Genomic DNA, 16,910 nt, shown 5'->3' with positions numbered 1-16,910 from the left:
ACTTTAGTTTCACTTAACTTTGTGCTATACATTTTGCATTTCAATTTGCCATTTCTCAGAGTTTTTATCATGCTTCGCCAATCTGCATTGTCCCAGGGGTATTGTTCTCAGCATCTTTCCCAAACCGGGAGGCTGGAGGAGTGTCGGTCATCCAAGAGGCGCATGAGGGCGATCGCCCAGACGCTCTCTATTGCAGCGTCGGTGGCAGTGGTCGGATGGGTCGCCCCAGCCCACGCCACAGAACCGCGTCCATCCGCGCCCGAATCGGCTGAATCCACCCATCTAGATACTCCAGAAAGTCCAGCACTGGCGGTGGTTTCTGAAGATGCTGCCTTGGGAGAGTTGCGCGAAGCCTCTAAGTTTTCATCCATCACCCTGCATCCCAATTCCATCCCCGCTGCCACCCCTCAGCCCGAACCTGTAACCATTGCAGGCCTTCAAATCCAGCAGATCCAGAGGGACACCCCTGCACAGCCGCCATTGCTCGAACCGCAGCCACAACCCGCTGCACAGTTGCTTCTGGATGAATTGCCCGTCGAAGAACCCATTGTTGATGAATCTTCCCTGGATGAATCGTCCTTGGCGCAGAACTCGCCTGATGTGCTGGATGAGCTATCTGAGCCTGCGCTGGAGCCTGTTGACCTGCCGGAACTGGAACCGGCCGATTTGCCCGAAGGCGAGTTTTCTTCTGAATCTGCACCCTTTGATCCTGAGGGGCAGTTGGCTGGTTCCGCAGAGTCCGGAGGGGCGAGGTCGGGTAGCCGCTGGCAGGTTACCGTAGAGCCGTATTTCTTTATCCCGCTGGATGTGAGGGCAGACATTGCAGCCGTGGGGCGATCGACTACAATTCGGGCGGATTTGGACGACTTTTTGGATCTTGATCGCGCCTTCGATGGCGGCCTGCGGGTTGATGCCCAGAACGGTCGGTTTGGGATTTTGCTCGACGGCTTCTATCTGTCGCTGGCCCAGAGTGGCACGCTGCCCGTCACGTTCCCCGCAGGAAGCCTCCTGCGCTTTGGCATTCCCTTTGAGGTAGAGGGCAGGGCCGATGCCAGTGCTTCTCTGCGCCAGGGCAAGATCGATTTGGCTGCATACTACCGCGTGGTTAACCAATCCCTGCGGCGATCGCCCACCCCCACCAACCCATTCCCTTTTCTGGTCGTCGATCCCATTCTAGGACTCCGCACCAATATTTCGAGACAGGAGATCGAAGTAGACGAGGTGCGGATCGGCCCCAACACCATCCCAATCAATCGAGAATTCAGTTCCTCCCGCACCACCCTTGAGCCGCTGGTTGGGCTGCGAGTGGGGCTACAGCTTTCGCCACGCTGGAGCCTGGGACTGGAAAGCAGCGTGTCTGGGTTCAACATCAACGCCGAACGCGACACCACTTTTAATTTTCAGGCTGGCGTGGGCTATAGCTTTTCTCGCTCCGTCACTCTGCGGGTAGCCTACGTTTACAATGGTTACGAATTTCGCGATGGCAGCGGCCTCAGACGCAGCGAAATCGACCTGGATCAGCACGGCCTAGGACTGCGGCTATCTATTCGCTTCTAGGGTTCTGTTCTGGAGTTCCGTTCTAGGGTTCTGAGCCAGGGCAGCGCCGGACTATCGGGCAGCAGAACCTCCAGCCGGAAGGTAGCCCTGCTCAGTCAAAAATGCTTCGAGGGCGGCAGGAAAGTCGGGATACCGATAGACAACCTGCCCGTCTTTGTAGATTTCTAGTCCCCAATCTGAGGTGCGATCGTAGTTGGCCAGCATGAACGCCCAGCCCTGCTCGTATTCGCCCAGCAGAATCATCTGCGCCACGTAGCCTGCCAGAATGCCGTTGACTTCGTTGGTGTCTGCTTGAACGGTCAGCACGGCTTCGCGCATCTGGTTGGCGATCGCCCTCAGTTCTGCTGGATATTGCCGGGTCACGTCTACAAACTGCCCGTCTTGCAGCGCCCAAATTTGAGAGGGCGGAAATGAGCCAGCGTAGCTGCTAAAGGCGTAGAGAAAGGCATTGTCAAATGCGACGAACTCTAACCGCCCATCGCCGTCCAGATCTCGGAAACTGCCGCCTTCGCCATCGCGGAAACCCGTGTCGGTTGTCTCGAAGCGATCGCCCTGCCAGCGGTGGATGATATAGGAGGTGCAGCAGTGCGCGCCACCAGAATAGGTGCGGATGATCACTTCAGCAATGCCATCTGCGTCTAGGTCTTCCAGGCTGACCGCGCCGTAGGCGGTGCTTTCCTGGGTCTGTTCAAGCCTCGGCTGCCCATCATACAGCAGCGTGTACTGAACTTCGCCGCTCCAGACTTCGGCACCCTGGCGATAGCGAAAGCGAACCTGCACTGGCCCTTCGCGGAGTTCTTTGGGTTGTTCCAGGGCCTCGTTTAGCTCAATCTCGGTCGCCTCGGTCGCCGCTGCCGCACAGCTACTCAACAATAGTGCAATCGCCCAACAGAGCGATCGCCGCCCAAGTCCCCTCAATGGATCGGGCAATTGATTCGGCAATCGGCTTAGAAAATTGCTGGGTCGCTGCCTCCCCTCCGCCGTGCATCGGTTCATCCGACCCTCCAGAAGCAACTAGATTCCGCTTTAGGGCTTCCCACGTTTTCTAAAAGGATTCCCCTTATATCAGCGTACTGAACGTCGCCCCTGTCATCCGGGCACTTCTGGCATCCGGGACTAAAATCTTTCGGAGAAAGCCCTCCAAAACTGACACACCATCCCTCTGCTTATCGTCACTCGCGCACTTGACCCGCTTCCTGAATCGCCGCCCCCACCCGAGCAATCAAAGGAACGCTGCCAAACAGCGCTAGCGTTCCGCCCACCGTCGCCACACACAGAAACAGACTCAGTAATCGATTGGTCATCGCTTCAGAGATCTTTAGCTTCATGAGCGCTCCTTTTCTAAATTCGCACCGGTTTAATTTGCACCGGTTTAATTTGCACTGGTTCAGTTCCCGCTTGCTCAACTCGCGCCCGCTTGCGGCACCCATGCAGATTGATTAATCCGCTTTCCTGCACTGATCAACTGAATCAACTAATCAAAAGTATGCCAGCCTAATTTACAGTTTTTAACAAATTGCAGCATATTCCATTTGGTGGATCTTGGAGAATTGCCAGCCGGGCTAGTTGGTGTGTGCATAGCACGCTCACTGCACCGTTAATCGCACACGCACCTGACCTACTTCTACCTACGCACTCATTCCAAAAAAGGATTTAGTTTTTGGCTTTTCATGCCATGCTTTTTTCAGCGTTGTTCAGTGTTTTGATTGCCCCCCTTCTATCTGCTTGCACTCTCGGCTAATGCCAGACTCCCATTCCAACCTTAATCTCGCTGCCTTTATCGACCAGGCGTTGCTCAGTCCGGTAGCTACTTCTGAGCAAGTGTCCGAGTGCTGCGAAGCCGCTGACCGCTTTAATTTCGCAGCGGTGTGCGTGTTTCCAGTCCATGTCCGGCAGGCGGTGTCTCTGCTGCACCACAAATCACCCCAGGTCTGCGCTGTGATTGGCTTTCCAACGGGTGCTTCCACCTCAGCAACCAAGCTGTATGAAGCGCAAGAAGCCACCGAAAATGGCGCAACCGAACTGGACGTGGTGATTAATCTGGGCTGGCTGCGGGAAGGCAAAACCGACGCTCTGCACCGGGAAGTGGCAGAAATCTGCGAAGCCACAGGGCAACCGGTCAAGGCAATTCTGGAATTGGGCCTGCTGACTCCGGCAGAAAAGCGGCTGGCGGCAGAGATTTGCATGGATGCGGGAGCCGCCTATTTGAAAACCAGCACGGGCTGGAATGGGGGCGCAACGGTCGCCGATGTGCGCCTGCTGAAAGAAATTGTGCGCGATCGCATTGGCATCAAAGCCTCCGGCGGCATCCGCACGGCTGAGCAAGCCCTTGACCTGATCCGGGCAGGAGCGACCCGCATCGGCACCTCTCGCGGCCCAGAACTCGTCCAGCAGTTTGATACTCTGGATCGAGGGGGCTGAGGGAGACCCGTTGGGGAATGGAGTAACGGAATGCCGAAGCTTTCACTCCCCCATGCCCTATCACCCCGCTACCCCGTTACTCCATCCCTCCCCCCATGAGCGGCACTTACAAGACTGTTGGAATCAATCTCAAAGGAATGCCGATGGGCGAGAGCGATCGCCTTTTGACGGTGCTGACTCGCGAACATGGGCTGATTCGGGTCGTAGCTCCCGGATCGCGCAAACACGAATCCAGCCTGCGGGGACGCAGCGGCCTGTTTGTGGTGAATCAACTGCTGATTGCCAAGGGCCGGACTCTGGACAAGATTATTCAGGCAGAGGGGGTCGAGTCTTTCACGGGGCTGAGCCAGGATTTGCGAAAACTCACTGCGGGGCAATATCTAGCAGAACTAGCGCTATGTCAGGCTCTCAGCAATCAGCCCCAGGATGAGCTGTTTACTCAGCTCAGTGAATCCCTCCGTCGCATCGAGCAGTTGCCCGCCAGCGCTACGCTGCCCTGCCTAGTGCAGGCAACCTATCAACTGCTAAAACTGGCGGGCGTTGCACCGCAGGTTCATGACTGTTGCGTGACCCAGCAGCCGATTGCGCCTCCTAGTGGGATGAGTCCCGAAGCGAGAGGTGAATGGCGGGCGGGATTTCACGCAGCAGCTGGCGGGGTGGTGTGCTGGGAGGTGCTGTCTCGAATGGAGCCTGGGGAGATTCTCTCTGAAAATCCACAGGATTCGCAAAATCCGCATGACCCCGCCCTAGCATCGACGACCGCTGTGCTTGAGAATAGAGAGAGCCTGAATGCTGCTGTTCGATCCAAGCCAAAGCCCATTAAGAAGGTCAAGGCATCCAGCGATTCTATGACTCCCGCAGCAAAAAGCCCTGCTACGCTGGCAGAACCGGAAGGACGATATGCGATTGCCCGCTCCCGGCCCCAATCCACCGCCGGGTCTCGCTTGGGCACGCCCATCTCAGCCACCGAGCTTGCAGTTTTACAGCGCCTTGGCGACTCGGAGTTGATTGCAATGTGGCTCCAGGCAGATAGGTCGCCAGTGGTCGCTTCTCCGTGGGATAGTCATCCCCCTCATGAAGTCTGGATGCGGGTGGAACGACTGCTGCGCCATTACGCCCAGTACCATTTTGACCGTCCGATTCAGTCAGCCGCCCTAATCGAGACCTGCTTCGCGGCTGTTTCGCCCCTGTCCTGTTCTCCTACGCAAGATGCAACGGATTGATCCCGACCTGGTTCCCCTGCGGATGATCACTTCTGATGAAGAAGGCGATCGCCCCCAACCGCCCACCCCTGCTGAGCGGCACAGTTCCGACCGCTATCGAGGCCAGGTCGGACAGTGGGAATCCCCCACACCGGATGATCCGTCACCCCTCCAGAACGCAGCGAAAAACGGCAAGTTGCCGGAGAACGGCAAGTCTTCTCAAAATGGCAAGGCGGCGGACACCCCCGATTTAGCCGTGCCTGAACCCTCGGCTGCATCTCTGCTAGAAACCAGCCCAAAACCCAGCGGCCACCAGACCGACGAACCTACCAACCCAGGCGCTGCCAATATCCACGCGGGAAAATCTACAGGAGACGACCCTCAGGACTCCGACACGCCAGAATCGGAGCGCGGCTTTTTGCCCGTGCTGCGGAACCGCAACTTTTTGGCGCTGTGGAGCGGGCAGGTGTTTTCCCAGCTTGCCGATAAGGTCTACCTGGTGCTAATGATCATGCTCATCACCAGCCGCTTTCAGTCCGCGGGGCAAACGGTGAGCGGCTGGGTGTCGTCGGTGATGGTGGCGTTCACCATTCCGGCGGTGCTGTTTGGCTCGGTAGCTGGCGTGTTTGTCGATCATTGGTCCAAAAAAGCCGTGCTGGTTGCGACGAACCTGCTGCGGGGCGGACTGGTACTGGTGCTGCCGCCGCTGCTGTGGATCTCTCAGGGCTGGTCGCCGCTGGCAGGCATTCCGGTTGGCTTTTTGGTGCTGCTGAGCGTAACGTTTCTGGTGTCCACGCTGACGCAATTTTTCGCCCCAGCAGAGCAGGCGGCGATTCCCATGCTGGTAGAGCGCAAGCATTTGCTGTCTGCCAATTCGCTCTATACCACGACGATGATGGCCTCGGTGATCGTGGGGTTTGCCGTGGGGGAACCGCTGCTGGCGCTGGCCGATGGGGCGATCGCCCACGTTGCGTCCCAGTTTGGGCTAACCCTGAACATCGGCAAGGAACTCATTGTTGGTCTAAGCTACGCCCTAGCAGGACTGCTGCTGCTGCTGATCCAGCCCCACGAAACCATCGACCAGTCCAAAGACGACCTACCCCCCGTCTGGGAAAACATCCGCGACGGGCTGCGCTATCTCAAACAGCAAAGGCGAGTGCGGGCAGCGCTGATCCAGCTCATTGTGCTGTTCTCCATCTTTGCGGCACTGGCAGTGCTGGCGGTGCGGCTGGCGGAGGTGATGCCCGCCATCAAGTCATCGCAGTTTGGCTTCTTGCTGGCGGCGGGTGGGGTCGGCATGGCGCTGGGCGCGGTGACTCTGGGGCATTCGGGCACGCGCCTGCGGAGACATCGCCTCAGCCTCTACGGGGCGCTGGGCATGGGTGCAGCCTTGGCGGCGCTGTCCTTCTTTACGCAGCAGTTGGTGCCGACGCTGCTGCTGCTGGTGCTGTTTGGCGCTTGCGCGGCGATCGTGGCGATTCCGCTGCAAACGGTAATTCAAGAAGAAACGCCAGAAGAAATGCGGGGCAAAGTGTTTGGGCTACAAAACAATGCGGTGAACATTGCCCTCAGTCTGCCGCTGGCGCTGGCGGGCGTGGCTGAAACACTGCTAGGACTGCGAGTGGTGTTTCTGGGGCTGGCCGCAGTGGCGATCGCCGCAGGTGTCTTCACCCAGTCCATCAGCACCTCTGATCCTGCCACCGTATCGCAAACGATTAAATGATGATTAAATTCTTGTATTCATACCCCAACTTTTCTCAATTATTCTTTCGATAAGTTGAATGCATATTGCTTGGCTTGGCAAAAAATCTCCTTTCTGTGGCAATGTCACCTACGGGCGCGAAGTCACAAACGCGCTCCTAGAAAGGGGGCATCAGGTTAGCTTTCTCCACTTTGCCCAGGAGGAATTCCCTCCAGAATCTCAGGTAGAGCCTCCGGAAGAAATCCAGGAAGAACTTCAAGAAGTCTCTATTCCCTGTCTCTACAAGTCACAGATTTATACCATTCCCTCGCCCAAGTCCAGCAAAGTGCTGACCCAAGCGCTCCAGCGGCTCAAGCCTGACCTAGTTCATGCGTCGCTGACGCTCTCGCCGCTGGATTTCGTGCTGCCAGAGATTTGCGAAGAGCTAAACCTACCGCTAGTCTCCACATTTCACCCACCCTTTGACCGCAAGCGCCGCAACCTGACATCGGGCACCCAGCACTTGATGTATCAGCTCTACGCGCCATTTCTGGCCCACTACCACCGGGTCATCATTTTCTCTGAAATTCAGCGCGAATTGCTGGTGCGGCTGGGAGTTCCGGATAACCGTTTGGCGGTGATTCCCAACGGCGTAGACGTGGAGAAATATTCACCCGGCCCGTCGAACATCAAAGCAGAACTGGATGCCCGTCGCCTGTTTGTCTATCAGGGCCGCATCGCAACCGAAAAGAACGTAGAAGCGCTGCTCAAGGCCTGGAAACAGTCGGAAATGCCCCCCGGCAGCAAGCTGGCGATCGTGGGCAATGGACCGCTTGCGCCGACGCTGCGCCCGTTTTATGGTGAAGACTTGGGCATTGTATGGCTGGGCTTTGTTGCCGATGAGCAGCGGCGCATTGAAATTCTGCGGGGAGCCGATGTGTTCATTCTGCCTTCTCTAGTGGAAGGTCTGTCGCTGTCGCTGCTGGAGGCAATGGCCTGCGGAGTGGCCTGTATGGCAACAGATGCTGGGGCCGATGGCGAAGTGCTGGAGGCCGGCGCGGGCATTGTGCTTAGCACTCAGCGCGTGCTATCCCAGTTGCAAACGCTGCTGCCGCTGTTTGGGGATCATCCCGAAATGACGCTGCTGCTGGGGCAAAAAGCCCGCCAGCGGGTGCTGGATCGCTACACCCTCAGCCGCAACATCAGCCGACTCGAAGATCTGTATCGACAGGTGCTAGCCCAGCATCGAACTCAGCTGATCTCATCGCCCCCATCGATTCAGCGAAACTGGTATAGCCACTAGACGGCCACTTTTCTGATGCGTCCTCTCGCTTTCTTGTGTCAGGGTAGCTTCAATTATCTGTGTTATGATGGGAAAGCGCAATTTGGGCCTGGGGTGGTTGCTGCTGCGGCTGGTGTGCCACAGATTGTCTAAGTAGAGATAAGAAAATATAAGAGTGCCTCTGCGCTCTTGTTTGTTCTGTCTCTCCTTACAATCTAGTGTGAAGCACTTTCACGCGGATAGGCAGGTCGTCCGCCCCAGAGATGCGCGTTTTTCTCCATCTATTCCCCGTTCAGGCAAGGAGTGTGATCGTGGCAGAGAAAAAAGAGGAAACGGCTCAGGATGTCGCCAAGTCTACGGAGACGAAGCCTGCCAAGGGGGCTGACTCAAAGGCGATCGCCGAAAAATCAGGGTTTAACGTTTCTGAGTTCCTCAAAGGAACCAAAGAAGAATTGGATAAGGTCGTCTGGCCCAGCCGTCAGCAGTTGGTCAGTGAATCGCTTGCCGTCATCCTGATGGTGACCCTCTCCGCTACGATCATTTATCTGTTTGACAACTTCTTCATCTGGGCTGCCGGAAAGGTGTTCTAAGGGAGTGCTGAATCATGCTTGCATCGGATGAGTCAGACAATCTGCTGTCTGTTGAGGAAGAAGCCGCCAATCCCGAGCATTACGAAGATGAGTCATCGCCTCGTGGAACGCCCCGTTGGTATGCCGTCCAGGTTGCCTCAGGCTGCGAAAACCGGGTCAAGATGAACTTGGAGCAGCGAATCGAGACGCTCGATGTAGCCGATCGCATTCTCCAAATCGAGATTCCCCAAACGCCAATCCTAAAGCCGCAAAAGGGCAACAAGCCCAAGGAGGCCGCAGAAAAAGTGTTTCCGGGATATGTCCTGATCCGCATGGTGATGGACGACGAAGCATGGCAGGTCGTGAAAAACACGCCCAACGTCATTAACTTCGTTGGCGCTGAGCAAAAGCGCCGCTATGGACGGGGGCGGGGACATGTCAAGCCAATGCCGCTCGGACATTCAGAAGTCGAACGGATCTTCAAGCGTGCCCAAGAGCAAAAGCCAGTTGTCAAAATTGACATGGCCGCTGGAGACAAGATTATGGTCTTGTCAGGGCCGTTTAAGGATTTTGAAGGCGAAGTGATTGAGGTCAGCCCAGAGCGCAGCAAGCTCAAGGCACTGCTCTCAATCTTCGGGCGAGATACCCCGGTCGAGTTGGAATTTAACCAGGTTCAAAAGCAGAGTTAGTGAGGCAATGGCAAAAAAGGTAGTCGCGATTATTAAGCTGGCAATCGACGCAGGTAAAGCAAACCCTGCGCCGCCGATTGGGCCTGCGCTGGGTCAGCACGGGGTCAATATTATGATGTTCTGCAAGGAATACAATGCCAGAACGGCTGATCAAGCTGGCATGGTGATTCCGGTAGAAATTTCGGTGTTTGAAGACCGCAGCTTTACGTTTGTGCTGAAAACGCCTCCGGCATCCAAGCTGATTGCCAAGGCAGCTAAGATTGACCGAGGATCGGGTGAGCCAAACAAGAAGAAGGTGGGTTCGATTACTCGCGCTCAACTGCGGGAAATCGCTCAGACAAAGCTGCCTGACCTGAACGCAAACGACGTTGAGGCAGCAATGAAGATTGTGGAAGGGACAGCCCGAAACATGGGCGTGACGATTGCCGACTAGAATCTGCAGGGTTGAGCCTGTGTGTTTGAGTTTGCTTGGTTGAACTAGTTCATGATTCGGGGGAGGGCGATCGCCCGTTAGCACCCCAAGGAGATTCTCAAAATGGTGAAAAAGGTATCGAAACGCTTGCGCGAACTGCAAGCCAAGGTTGAAGATCGCCCCTACGCACCGCTAGAGGCACTGGCCCTGCTCAAGGAAACCGCCACGGCGAAGTTCCCGGAATCTGCCGAAGCCCACATCCGCCTAGGGATTGACCCCAAATACACGGATCAGCAGCTCCGAACCACGGTGGCGCTGCCCAAGGGAACGGGTCAGGTTGTGCGGGTCGCGGTCATTGCTCGCGGCGAAAAGGTGACAGAAGCCACGAATGCGGGCGCAGATCTGGCAGGCTCTGAGGAGCTAATCGACGAAATCCAGAAAGGCATGATGGATTTTGACGTGCTGATCGCTACGCCAGACGTGATGCCCCAGGTAGCAAAGCTGGGTCGCCAGCTTGGGCCTCGCGGTCTAATGCCCTCTCCCAAAGGCGGCACGGTGACTTTTGATCTGGCTCAAGCCATTGACGAATTTAAGGCAGGTAAGCTAGAGTTTCGGGCTGACAAGTCAGGCATCGTTCACGTGATGTTTGGCAAAGCTAGCTTTTCACCCGAAGACCTGCTGATCAACCTGAAGGCGCTGCAAGAAACCATCGACCGCAACCGTCCTTCGGGCGCGAAGGGTCGCTACTGGCGGACGATGTACGTCGCTTCTACAATGGGGCCGTCGATTGAGGTGGACATTGCGGCACTGCGCGACATGAAGGTGGGCGACGCAGCCTGAGCGCAGAGTCTTCATCTAATGAGCCGTTTGTTTAGGTTTGTTCCAATCCAAGGAGCGTAGACGCAGACTCAAAATTGACCGTTTTACAACTGAATCCTGATGGCCAGAGACAGCAGGGGCAAATGGCTTAATCATCCTGCCGAGGTCAAGTGTTGATGTTGGGTTAGAACTCGCCAAATGGTGGAGTCTCTAACTCTGTCTGGACTTGCCCTGGCGATCGCCGGGGCTTTTTCTTTTTATTTCATGTTCAGGATTCAGCGCAACCAAGTTTGGTGATTCACACCCAACGCTAAGGAGGTGAGACAGAGATGGGTAGAACACTAGAGGACAAAAAAGAGATTGTGGCAGAACTCAAAGAGAGTTTGAGCCAGTCTCAAATGGCCGTAGTGATTGACTACAAGGGGCTAACCGTTGCCGAAATTACCGATTTGCGGCGGCGGCTGCGTCCTTCGGGAACAGAGTGCAAAGTAACCAAGAACACGCTCATGCGGATTGCCGTGCAGGGCGACGAAACTTGGGAACCGATGACGGCTCTGTGCAAAGAGTCTTCGGCCTTTTTGCTAATCAAAGAGGACGTAGGTGGCGCGATCAAGGCCTATCAGGAGTTCCAGAAGGTCTCCAAAAAGACCGTGCTGCGTGGCGGCGTAATGGAAGGGCGTGCCCTGACCGAAGACGACGTGAAGGCTATCGGCGATCTGCCGTCGAAGGAACAACTGATGGGCCAAATCGCAGGCGCAATCAACGCGGTGGCGACCAAGGTGGCCGTGGGCATCAAGGAAGTGCCGTCTTCGCTGGCTCGCGTGACGCAGGCGATCGCCGACAAGGACAAAGACGCTGCCTAGAAAGGTGTGTAGCCCGGTGGGGGCGATCGCGCTATCGTTTCGTGTTTTGAAAACTCAACTCGTAGAGGAAAACTATGTCTACTGCAACCGATGAAATTTTGGAAAAGCTCAAGTCGCTGACCCTGCTGGAAGCGGCTGAACTGGTAAAGCAAATCGAAGAAGCCTTCGGCGTGACGGCTGCGGCTCCTGTTGGCGGCATGATGATGATGGCTCCAGGCGCAGGTGGCGGTGCGGCTGCGGCTGAGGAAGTCGAAGAAAAGACCGAATTCGACGTGATTCTCGAAGAAGTGCCCGCCGACAAGAAGATCGCCGTGCTGAAGATCGTCCGCGAACTGACGGGTCTGGGTCTGAAGGAAGCCAAGGAAGTAGTGGAATCCACGCCCAAGGCTGTACGCGAAGGGGTGCCCAAGGAAGCCGCCGAAGAAGCCAAGAAGAAGCTGGAAGAAGCGGGTGGCAAGGTCGCTATCAAGTAGGTTTCAGGCGTTAGGAATTGGGTTTAGGACTAAAAACCATCCCATTCAGGGCTTGCCAGGCTCCTGGTTATCCTAACGCTTCCTTTACCCGTAGGGAGTGCTTCGTAAGAGGGGGTTGTCTCAGATTGGAGGCGACCTCTTCTTTTTTGCTATTGTTACTTTTTGCTATTGTTAAGAGCCAGAGGACACCGAAAGCGCGATTGATGAAAACCCTGAGTCTATTTGAAGAAGAGCGGATGACGCTGCCGAAGAGTATTGAACTATCGGCAGAGTCGCTGTGTCATTACGGTTCCCTTTACAAGCACTGGGCGATCGCCTTCTCTGGTGGCAAAGATTCCTCCGCAACCGTCACCCTGGTTGCCCACCTAATCGAAACAGGGCAAATTCCCAAACCTGAGAGCTTAATCGTCCTGTATGCCGACACTCGCCAAGAGCTACCGCCGCTGCACCGGGCGGCGATGGGCACCCTCAAGGAACTGGAGCGGCGAGGGTTTCACACTCGCGTCGTTTTGCCCGATCTGGACTACCGCTATTTCGTCTACATGCTGGGTCGGGGCGTGCCGCCGCCATCCAACACGTTTCGCTGGTGTACGCCCAAGCTTAAGGTCATGAGCATGGAGCAGGAGCTAGAAGCCCTGCGACAGGAGCGGGGCGAAAAGTTCCTCATGCTGACGGGGGTGCGGATTGGGGAGAGTGCCGCCCGTGACCAGCGGATTGCCATTAGCTGCACGAAGGATGGTGGCGAGTGCGGACAGGGCTGGTTTCAGCAAAGTACGTCAGAGGCGATCGCCGATATGCTGGCCCCCATCGTCCACTGGCGCGTCTGCCACGTTTGGGACTGGTTGGTGAAAGCGGATGTTGAGTTGGGATTTCCCACCTTTGAGATCGCCAAGGTGTATGGCCAGGACGTGAGCGACGGCGAGGAACCCATAAACGCTCGCACGGGCTGTATTGGCTGCCCGTTGGTGCAAAAAGACGCTGCCCTTGACCGCGTGGTGGCCCAGCCGGAATGGGCCTATCTTGCACCCCTGCAACGGCTCCGCCCCCTGTATTGGGAAATCAAAAAGCCGCAATATCGCCACCGCAAACACGGCGAGGTGAACAAAGACGGAACGCTGGCAGCCAAGCAAAATCGGCTGGGGCCACTGACGCTAGAGGCGCGGCGCTGGATGCTAACGCAGGTGCTTGGCATTCAGGCCGAGGTGAACCAGGTCGCAGAACGACTGGGGCGATCGCCCATTAGCCTCATCAACGATGAAGAACTGGCACGGATTGAAGAACTGATCGCGGCGGGCACATACCCTGACAAGTGGGACGGCACAGAACCCCACGGCGATGAGTGGCTACCGGAAATCTTGCCCGACGGCAGTATTCAGCCCCTCCTGTTTGATCGGCTTTAGAACAAATGAGGCGGCGATCGCCCATCCACTGAGCGCGATCGTGACGCGCACCCCCCAGGACTTTCCTACCGATAGAATGCAGGTCTTTACGCCTGAGGCACTGCTGCAACGGCTTTCTCAGTCAAGGGATCAATCGCTTTGATGGAGGGGTCACCAGCCAGGTAGCCGATGCCCCGGTGCAAGTGTAGACGCAACTGGGTGGCGAGGGTTTCCTGATCGGTGGGCAGGCGATCGGTGTGGCAGCGCTGCTTGAGCGCCAGGAGCAGCAGATCAGCCATGTCGCCGCCAAAGGTCTGCCACGACATTTCCACGTTACTATCAGCAGGGATGGGCACGGGGGAGGGGGGCGACGGTTCGGCCAGCGAATAGCACAGGGCCCAGCGGCAGAGAATGTTCCACTGGTCGATTTTGGTGATGCGCTTCAGCTTGATGAGTTGGTCTTTGGCGGCTTGGGAAAGCTTGATGCGATCGACAGGTGGTTCCATCAGGGTGAAGCGGAGCTAACCTACCAGAAGTAACTTGATTCTACTGTGGTTTGCTGGGTGGCAGGGTCGTAGTGTAGCAGGTATTCGCGGGCGATCGCCCCTTGCTGGCGAAGAGCGGTGGCTTCTTCCTGACGAATTTCGGTGTCGGTGGACAGCAAGATGACTTGGTGGCTGGCCTGAGGAAAGTAGCGCTCGACGAGGTTTTGGCGGTGGGCTGCATCGAGGCGACCGAGGGGTGTATCGATGGCGACGGGCAAGGGACGACGACTGGCACGGGCCAGACCCCAAAGGAGGGCGATCGCCAAAAGCTGCTTTTCTCCGGCGGAGAGACGATGCTTGGGCAGGGGGTCTCCGCTGGTGTCGAAGAGTGCGAGCCGAAAGGTGTCGGCTTTATCTATGGCCAAAAAACCGCCGAATGGCGACTGCAATCACTTCTTTAGAGTTTTGAAGCGCAATTAGGCGGCTCCACTCGCTCCCCCGCACATATTTGAGTTGGTGCAGGTCGTTGATGGCGCGTTTGACGGCGCGGCGGGAGCCTGTGAGGGTGATTCTGACAGGTTCGTCGTCGGCTGAGTGGTCGGTCGAGTCAGCAGGCGGCTGATGGGGAGGGTTGGAAGCATTGCTGTCGATAAAGCTCATAATGTCAACCATTAGGACGTTTTAGTAATCATAGACGACCTTTTGGATGACAGTCAACCATTGGGTTGTTTGATGCGTTACTGTTCTCTGACAGTATGGGCGCATGGGAAAAGCTGGACAAGCACTTAAGCAGGTGCTAGAAACTTACAACATTAGCCAATACAGCCTGTCGGTTGAAATGAATGTGGAGCGCAACAACATTTACCGATGGGTCAATGAGAAGCGCGATCCAACCGCAGAAACCGTAATTGAAATTGTGCGGGCACTGAAAACACTCAATCCAGAAGCAGCAAAGGCATTCGCGAAGCTGTATCTGATGGATGAGGTAGACTAGGAAACTTTCCAAAAAGAGCGATGCCATTGCAGCGCTTCGACTCTGGGCTGATGTTGCTCTGGGAGCAAGATTGGCTCTTGATGGAAGTCTTTGAGCGATCGCAATCCTGGGGGTGATTCTTCTTCAAATCGGTCTGAACAAACAATCACCCGATAATTATCATCAATGCTAAACCAGCCGCGATCGAAGGCCCAATGATGGTTCTTACAAAGCGATAGACCATTATCAAACCTGTCATCTCGAAACTCGGCAAACGGTTTAATGTGTGCTCCATCCACAATAGTTTGATTGTTAGAGCTGACGATTTTCAATCGACATAAGGCACATTGATGTTGATAGAGACGGACTACATTTCGCCGGAAGGCAGTATCCCTAACATAGGCTCTCTCTTCATCTTTCAAATCTGAAGTATCATAGACTGCGCCACCTTTCTCAAAGAGTCGAAGCTGAATATCTTCCAACTCGTCTCTTCCTTGAATGCCCTCAAATTGCTGAGCCTCTTTTGGAAAGTAAGTCTGAATCAATACTTCACTAAATCTTAGTCGATTGGCTGGTTCTTGAAGGTATTCAAATAATTCCTTATCTAAATAAGCATATTTGACAACCTCTCTCAGAGCAGTCAAACCTCTAATTTTTACCTTCCTAGCAATAGTTGCTTCAAATCCAGGATTCGCCATTAGATGCCAGAAGTTGTCTCCTTTTAGATGAAAGAAAGGGAGAGAAATATCGGAGTGATATTTGGGATTCTTTACCAAGCTTCCCCAATATTTAAGAAATGCTGCCACCAACTCTGGAGACAAATAGATCTGATTATGCTGAATTTGTCCACGATCAATCAACTCAAGTACAGCGATTAACAGGATTGGCTTGTGTGGAGCATCCTTATCTCTCCGGAGCTTGGCAATTTTTTTGACGTAATCGCTAAATGGCTTACTCATTGAGGGCTGTAGAAATTTGAAAAGTCTTCGGGAATGTAGGCAGGAGGTTCTCTGAATCGATCTGTTTGTGAAATCTCTTCAATCAATGCGTGCTGACCTGGAAACCATCGAGAGATCAAAACTGCGGTTAGGCTGCTCCTGATATCTGGCTGACATAAAAATTCAAATAGATCCTCGTCAAGATAGGCATATCTGATTGCACGTTTCACTTCGGCAAAGGTCTTAAGCTTCACACCTGATGAAATGAGATGCTCGTAACCAGAGTTTGCCCAAAAATGCCAGAACTTACCACTTCTCATGTGAAAGAATGGTCGAGAAATATCTGGGCGATGGTTCAGTGATCCCAGGTAGCTCCAATACTTTAAAAATGTTTCAGTTAACTCAGCCTTTAGGTAAATCTGATTATTTTCAATAGTTCCACGCTGGATATGCTCGATCACTGACAGCAGCAAAATAGGTTTGTGGGGTGCAACTCCATGAGCGCGATCGACTCTCAATCGCTGAAACTTCTTGGCATAGTAGTCAAGTGCTTCAATCTTCAAAGGACTGTTTACATCTCGATAAGTTTATAATTTTATAATTCTTGTTTCTACAAAAACTTTGTTAAATCAAATTCTTCAAAATCTGAATCTTTGGTTTCTCTCAAGGATTCTAAAAATAAGAGTATCTGCTCTCCGTAGTTTAAGCTGCCACGAAGTTGCTCTTGAAGAATTTCAAGCCCACCATTTGCATATTCCTGAAAAATTCTGGCTTTTTGTTGATCGCTTTCTTCATCCTGAGATAAAATTCGAGCGTTTTGAGTTTCGGCAAAAGCAAGCAGTCCGATTATCGATTTATCTCTGATCTGCTCCTGAAGGACGGGATCAGGATCTTTCCGAGATGCTTTTTCAAAGGGAACTCTTTTTTTGTAATGAAATCCTAGCGCGGCTGCGAAAGATAAGATATCTCCGTAGGTGAGAAACACGCCTTCATCTCCTTCTTTGGCGTGAAGCGATCTAACGAACTCGGCCTTATCTGCTGCAATTTGAATCCTAGCAAGCGCCATACTGGTGAGTCAGGAAGTCGATTGGTTTTAGGGTTCCCAGGTTTGGTGGGGAGTTTACACAAGGCATCGTCTAGCGCCAAATAGTCTGCGACGGTGAGTTT

Annotated in this window: 20 protein-coding genes, 1 pseudogene and 1 other annotated feature; of the genes and pseudogenes, 13 read left to right on the top strand and 8 right to left on the bottom strand. The window is 54.5% G+C overall.

The window, feature by feature from the left end:
- The first annotated feature begins 69 nt into the window (after window positions 1-69).
- Window positions 70-1,557 carry a hypothetical protein gene (locus IGS16_RS17235; protein WP_297087499.1) on the top strand — a complete coding sequence of 496 codons (1,488 nt, stop codon included), beginning with the start codon at window positions 70-72 and terminating at the stop codon, window positions 1,555-1,557.
- Between the two features lie 51 nt (window positions 1,558-1,608).
- Here IGS16_RS17235 and IGS16_RS17230 read toward each other — a convergent pair whose 3' ends face one another.
- Window positions 1,609-2,553, bottom strand: coding sequence for a VCBS repeat-containing protein (locus IGS16_RS17230; protein WP_297087498.1), 945 nt, complete (start codon window positions 2,551-2,553; stop codon window positions 1,609-1,611).
- A 176-nt stretch (window positions 2,554-2,729) separates the two neighbouring features.
- The gene (locus tag IGS16_RS17225) at window positions 2,730-2,861 is read right to left on the bottom strand and encodes a hypothetical protein (protein ID WP_297087496.1); all 132 of its coding nucleotides are present in this window, start codon (window positions 2,859-2,861) and stop codon (window positions 2,730-2,732) included.
- Window positions 2,862-3,297: 436 nt separating this feature from the next.
- Here IGS16_RS17225 and deoC point away from each other — a divergent pair, with 436 nt between their 5' ends.
- The 11 genes from deoC (at window position 3,298) to IGS16_RS17170 (ending at window position 13,368) form a co-directional block, all read left to right on the top strand.
- Window positions 3,298-3,978, top strand: a complete 681-nt coding sequence (gene deoC / locus IGS16_RS17220; RefSeq protein WP_297087494.1) for a deoxyribose-phosphate aldolase — start codon at window positions 3,298-3,300, stop codon at window positions 3,976-3,978.
- 95 nt (window positions 3,979-4,073) lie between these two features.
- Entirely contained in the window at window positions 4,074-5,201 is a 1,128-nt protein-coding gene (gene recO / locus IGS16_RS17215) for a DNA repair protein RecO (protein WP_297087491.1), read from the top strand.
- Complete coding sequence (locus IGS16_RS17210) at window positions 5,188-6,903, top strand: MFS transporter (RefSeq protein ID WP_297087490.1); 1,716 nt, start codon at window positions 5,188-5,190, stop codon at window positions 6,901-6,903. Before recO ends, IGS16_RS17210 begins: the two co-directional genes overlap by 14 nt.
- A 58-nt stretch (window positions 6,904-6,961) precedes the next feature.
- Entirely contained in the window at window positions 6,962-8,164 is a 1,203-nt protein-coding gene (locus IGS16_RS17205; protein ID WP_297087488.1) for a glycosyltransferase family 4 protein, read from the top strand.
- Window positions 8,165-8,538: 374 nt separating this feature from the next.
- Complete coding sequence (secE, locus tag IGS16_RS17200) at window positions 8,539-8,733, top strand: preprotein translocase subunit SecE (protein WP_068516086.1); 195 nt, start codon at window positions 8,539-8,541, stop codon at window positions 8,731-8,733.
- Window positions 8,734-8,747: 14 nt separating this feature from the next.
- On the top strand, window positions 8,748-9,401 hold the full coding sequence (gene nusG / locus IGS16_RS17195; RefSeq protein WP_068508818.1) for a transcription termination/antitermination protein NusG: 654 nt from the start codon (window positions 8,748-8,750) through the stop codon (window positions 9,399-9,401).
- Between the two features lie 7 nt (window positions 9,402-9,408).
- Window positions 9,409-9,834, top strand: coding sequence for a 50S ribosomal protein L11 (gene rplK, locus IGS16_RS17190; RefSeq protein ID WP_172353831.1), 426 nt, complete (start codon window positions 9,409-9,411; stop codon window positions 9,832-9,834).
- A gap of 102 nt (window positions 9,835-9,936) precedes the next feature.
- On the top strand, window positions 9,937-10,653 hold the full coding sequence (gene rplA / locus IGS16_RS17185) for a 50S ribosomal protein L1 (protein ID WP_297087485.1): 717 nt from the start codon (window positions 9,937-9,939) through the stop codon (window positions 10,651-10,653).
- A gap of 85 nt (window positions 10,654-10,738) precedes the next feature.
- Window positions 10,739-10,895 (top strand) — a sequence feature (ribosomal protein L10 leader region).
- Window positions 10,896-10,961: 66 nt separating this feature from the next.
- Window positions 10,962-11,495 (top strand): 50S ribosomal protein L10, encoded by a 534-nt coding sequence (gene rplJ / locus IGS16_RS17180; RefSeq protein WP_068508823.1) that lies wholly within the window; start codon window positions 10,962-10,964, stop codon window positions 11,493-11,495.
- 74 nt (window positions 11,496-11,569) lie between these two features.
- Window positions 11,570-11,968 (top strand): 50S ribosomal protein L7/L12, encoded by a 399-nt coding sequence (gene rplL, locus IGS16_RS17175; protein WP_068508824.1) that lies wholly within the window; start codon window positions 11,570-11,572, stop codon window positions 11,966-11,968.
- A gap of 203 nt (window positions 11,969-12,171) precedes the next feature.
- Window positions 12,172-13,368: a phosphoadenosine phosphosulfate reductase family protein gene (locus tag IGS16_RS17170; protein ID WP_297087482.1), complete on the top strand. Its 1,197-nt coding sequence runs from the start codon at window positions 12,172-12,174 to the stop codon at window positions 13,366-13,368.
- An 86-nt stretch (window positions 13,369-13,454) separates the two neighbouring features.
- On the opposite strand, the gene dndE is transcribed toward IGS16_RS17170, so the two are convergent.
- From dndE to IGS16_RS17155, 3 genes and pseudogenes are all read right to left on the bottom strand, one after another.
- Window positions 13,455-13,853 (bottom strand): DNA sulfur modification protein DndE, encoded by a 399-nt coding sequence (gene dndE, locus IGS16_RS17165; protein ID WP_297087480.1) that lies wholly within the window; start codon window positions 13,851-13,853, stop codon window positions 13,455-13,457.
- Between the two features lie 20 nt (window positions 13,854-13,873).
- A pseudogene (locus tag IGS16_RS17160) lies at window positions 13,874-14,257 on the bottom strand (DNA sulfur modification protein DndD); the annotation flags it as partial.
- Window positions 14,244-14,504: a hypothetical protein gene (locus tag IGS16_RS17155; RefSeq protein WP_297087477.1), complete on the bottom strand. Its 261-nt coding sequence runs from the start codon at window positions 14,502-14,504 to the stop codon at window positions 14,244-14,246. The gene IGS16_RS17155 and the pseudogene IGS16_RS17160, both read right to left, overlap by 14 nt.
- Window positions 14,505-14,595: 91 nt before the next feature.
- On the opposite strand from IGS16_RS17155, the gene IGS16_RS17150 reads away from it, so the two are divergent.
- A complete protein-coding gene (locus IGS16_RS17150; protein WP_058882655.1) occupies window positions 14,596-14,826 on the top strand; it encodes a helix-turn-helix transcriptional regulator in 231 nt (76 codons plus the stop codon).
- Here the strand turns inward: IGS16_RS17150 and IGS16_RS17145 are convergent.
- From IGS16_RS17145 to IGS16_RS17135, 3 genes are read right to left on the bottom strand one after another with little or no spacing between them, the layout of a single operon-like run.
- Window positions 14,823-15,764, bottom strand: a complete 942-nt coding sequence (locus IGS16_RS17145) for an HNH endonuclease (RefSeq protein WP_297087474.1) — start codon at window positions 15,762-15,764, stop codon at window positions 14,823-14,825. The genes IGS16_RS17150 and IGS16_RS17145 overlap by 4 nt on opposite strands.
- The gene (locus tag IGS16_RS17140) at window positions 15,761-16,306 is read right to left on the bottom strand and encodes a hypothetical protein (RefSeq protein ID WP_297087472.1); all 546 of its coding nucleotides are present in this window, start codon (window positions 16,304-16,306) and stop codon (window positions 15,761-15,763) included. The genes IGS16_RS17145 and IGS16_RS17140 overlap by 4 nt, the downstream gene beginning before the upstream one ends.
- A 47-nt stretch (window positions 16,307-16,353) precedes the next feature.
- Window positions 16,354-16,809 (bottom strand): DNA phosphorothioation-associated protein 4, encoded by a 456-nt coding sequence (locus IGS16_RS17135; protein ID WP_297087470.1) that lies wholly within the window; start codon window positions 16,807-16,809, stop codon window positions 16,354-16,356.
- Between the last annotated feature and the right edge of the window lie 101 nt (window positions 16,810-16,910).

The sequence above is a fragment of the Thermoleptolyngbya sp. C42_A2020_037 genome (assembly GCF_015272455.1).
Lineage (GTDB): Bacteria > Cyanobacteriota > Cyanobacteriia > Elainellales > Elainellaceae > Thermoleptolyngbya.
Note: the sequence above shows the minus strand (reverse complement) of the source record. Positions and strands in the feature narration are given on the sequence as shown.

Coding starts and splice junctions, on each gene's coding strand:
- IGS16_RS17235 (WP_297087499.1), top strand. CDS start 70: ATGCTTCGCCAATCTGCATTGTCCCAGGGGTATTGTTCTCAGCATCTT.
- IGS16_RS17230 (WP_297087498.1), bottom strand. CDS start 2,553: ATGAACCGATGCACGGCGGAGGGGAGGCAGCGACCCAGCAATTTTCTA.
- IGS16_RS17225 (WP_297087496.1), bottom strand. CDS start 2,861: ATGACCAATCGATTACTGAGTCTGTTTCTGTGTGTGGCGACGGTGGGC.
- deoC (WP_297087494.1), top strand. CDS start 3,298: ATGCCAGACTCCCATTCCAACCTTAATCTCGCTGCCTTTATCGACCAG.
- recO (WP_297087491.1), top strand. CDS start 4,074: ATGAGCGGCACTTACAAGACTGTTGGAATCAATCTCAAAGGAATGCCG.
- IGS16_RS17210 (WP_297087490.1), top strand. CDS start 5,188: ATGCAACGGATTGATCCCGACCTGGTTCCCCTGCGGATGATCACTTCT.
- IGS16_RS17205 (WP_297087488.1), top strand. CDS start 6,962: ATGCATATTGCTTGGCTTGGCAAAAAATCTCCTTTCTGTGGCAATGTC.
- nusG (WP_068508818.1), top strand. CDS start 8,748: ATGCTTGCATCGGATGAGTCAGACAATCTGCTGTCTGTTGAGGAAGAA.
- rplK (WP_172353831.1), top strand. CDS start 9,409: ATGGCAAAAAAGGTAGTCGCGATTATTAAGCTGGCAATCGACGCAGGT.
- rplA (WP_297087485.1), top strand. CDS start 9,937: ATGGTGAAAAAGGTATCGAAACGCTTGCGCGAACTGCAAGCCAAGGTT.
- rplJ (WP_068508823.1), top strand. CDS start 10,962: ATGGGTAGAACACTAGAGGACAAAAAAGAGATTGTGGCAGAACTCAAA.
- rplL (WP_068508824.1), top strand. CDS start 11,570: ATGTCTACTGCAACCGATGAAATTTTGGAAAAGCTCAAGTCGCTGACC.
- IGS16_RS17170 (WP_297087482.1), top strand. CDS start 12,172: ATGAAAACCCTGAGTCTATTTGAAGAAGAGCGGATGACGCTGCCGAAG.
- dndE (WP_297087480.1), bottom strand. CDS start 13,853: ATGGAACCACCTGTCGATCGCATCAAGCTTTCCCAAGCCGCCAAAGAC.
- IGS16_RS17155 (WP_297087477.1), bottom strand. CDS start 14,504: ATGGTTGACATTATGAGCTTTATCGACAGCAATGCTTCCAACCCTCCC.
- IGS16_RS17150 (WP_058882655.1), top strand. CDS start 14,596: ATGGGAAAAGCTGGACAAGCACTTAAGCAGGTGCTAGAAACTTACAAC.
- IGS16_RS17145 (WP_297087474.1), bottom strand. CDS start 15,764: ATGAGTAAGCCATTTAGCGATTACGTCAAAAAAATTGCCAAGCTCCGG.
- IGS16_RS17135 (WP_297087470.1), bottom strand. CDS start 16,809: ATGGCGCTTGCTAGGATTCAAATTGCAGCAGATAAGGCCGAGTTCGTT.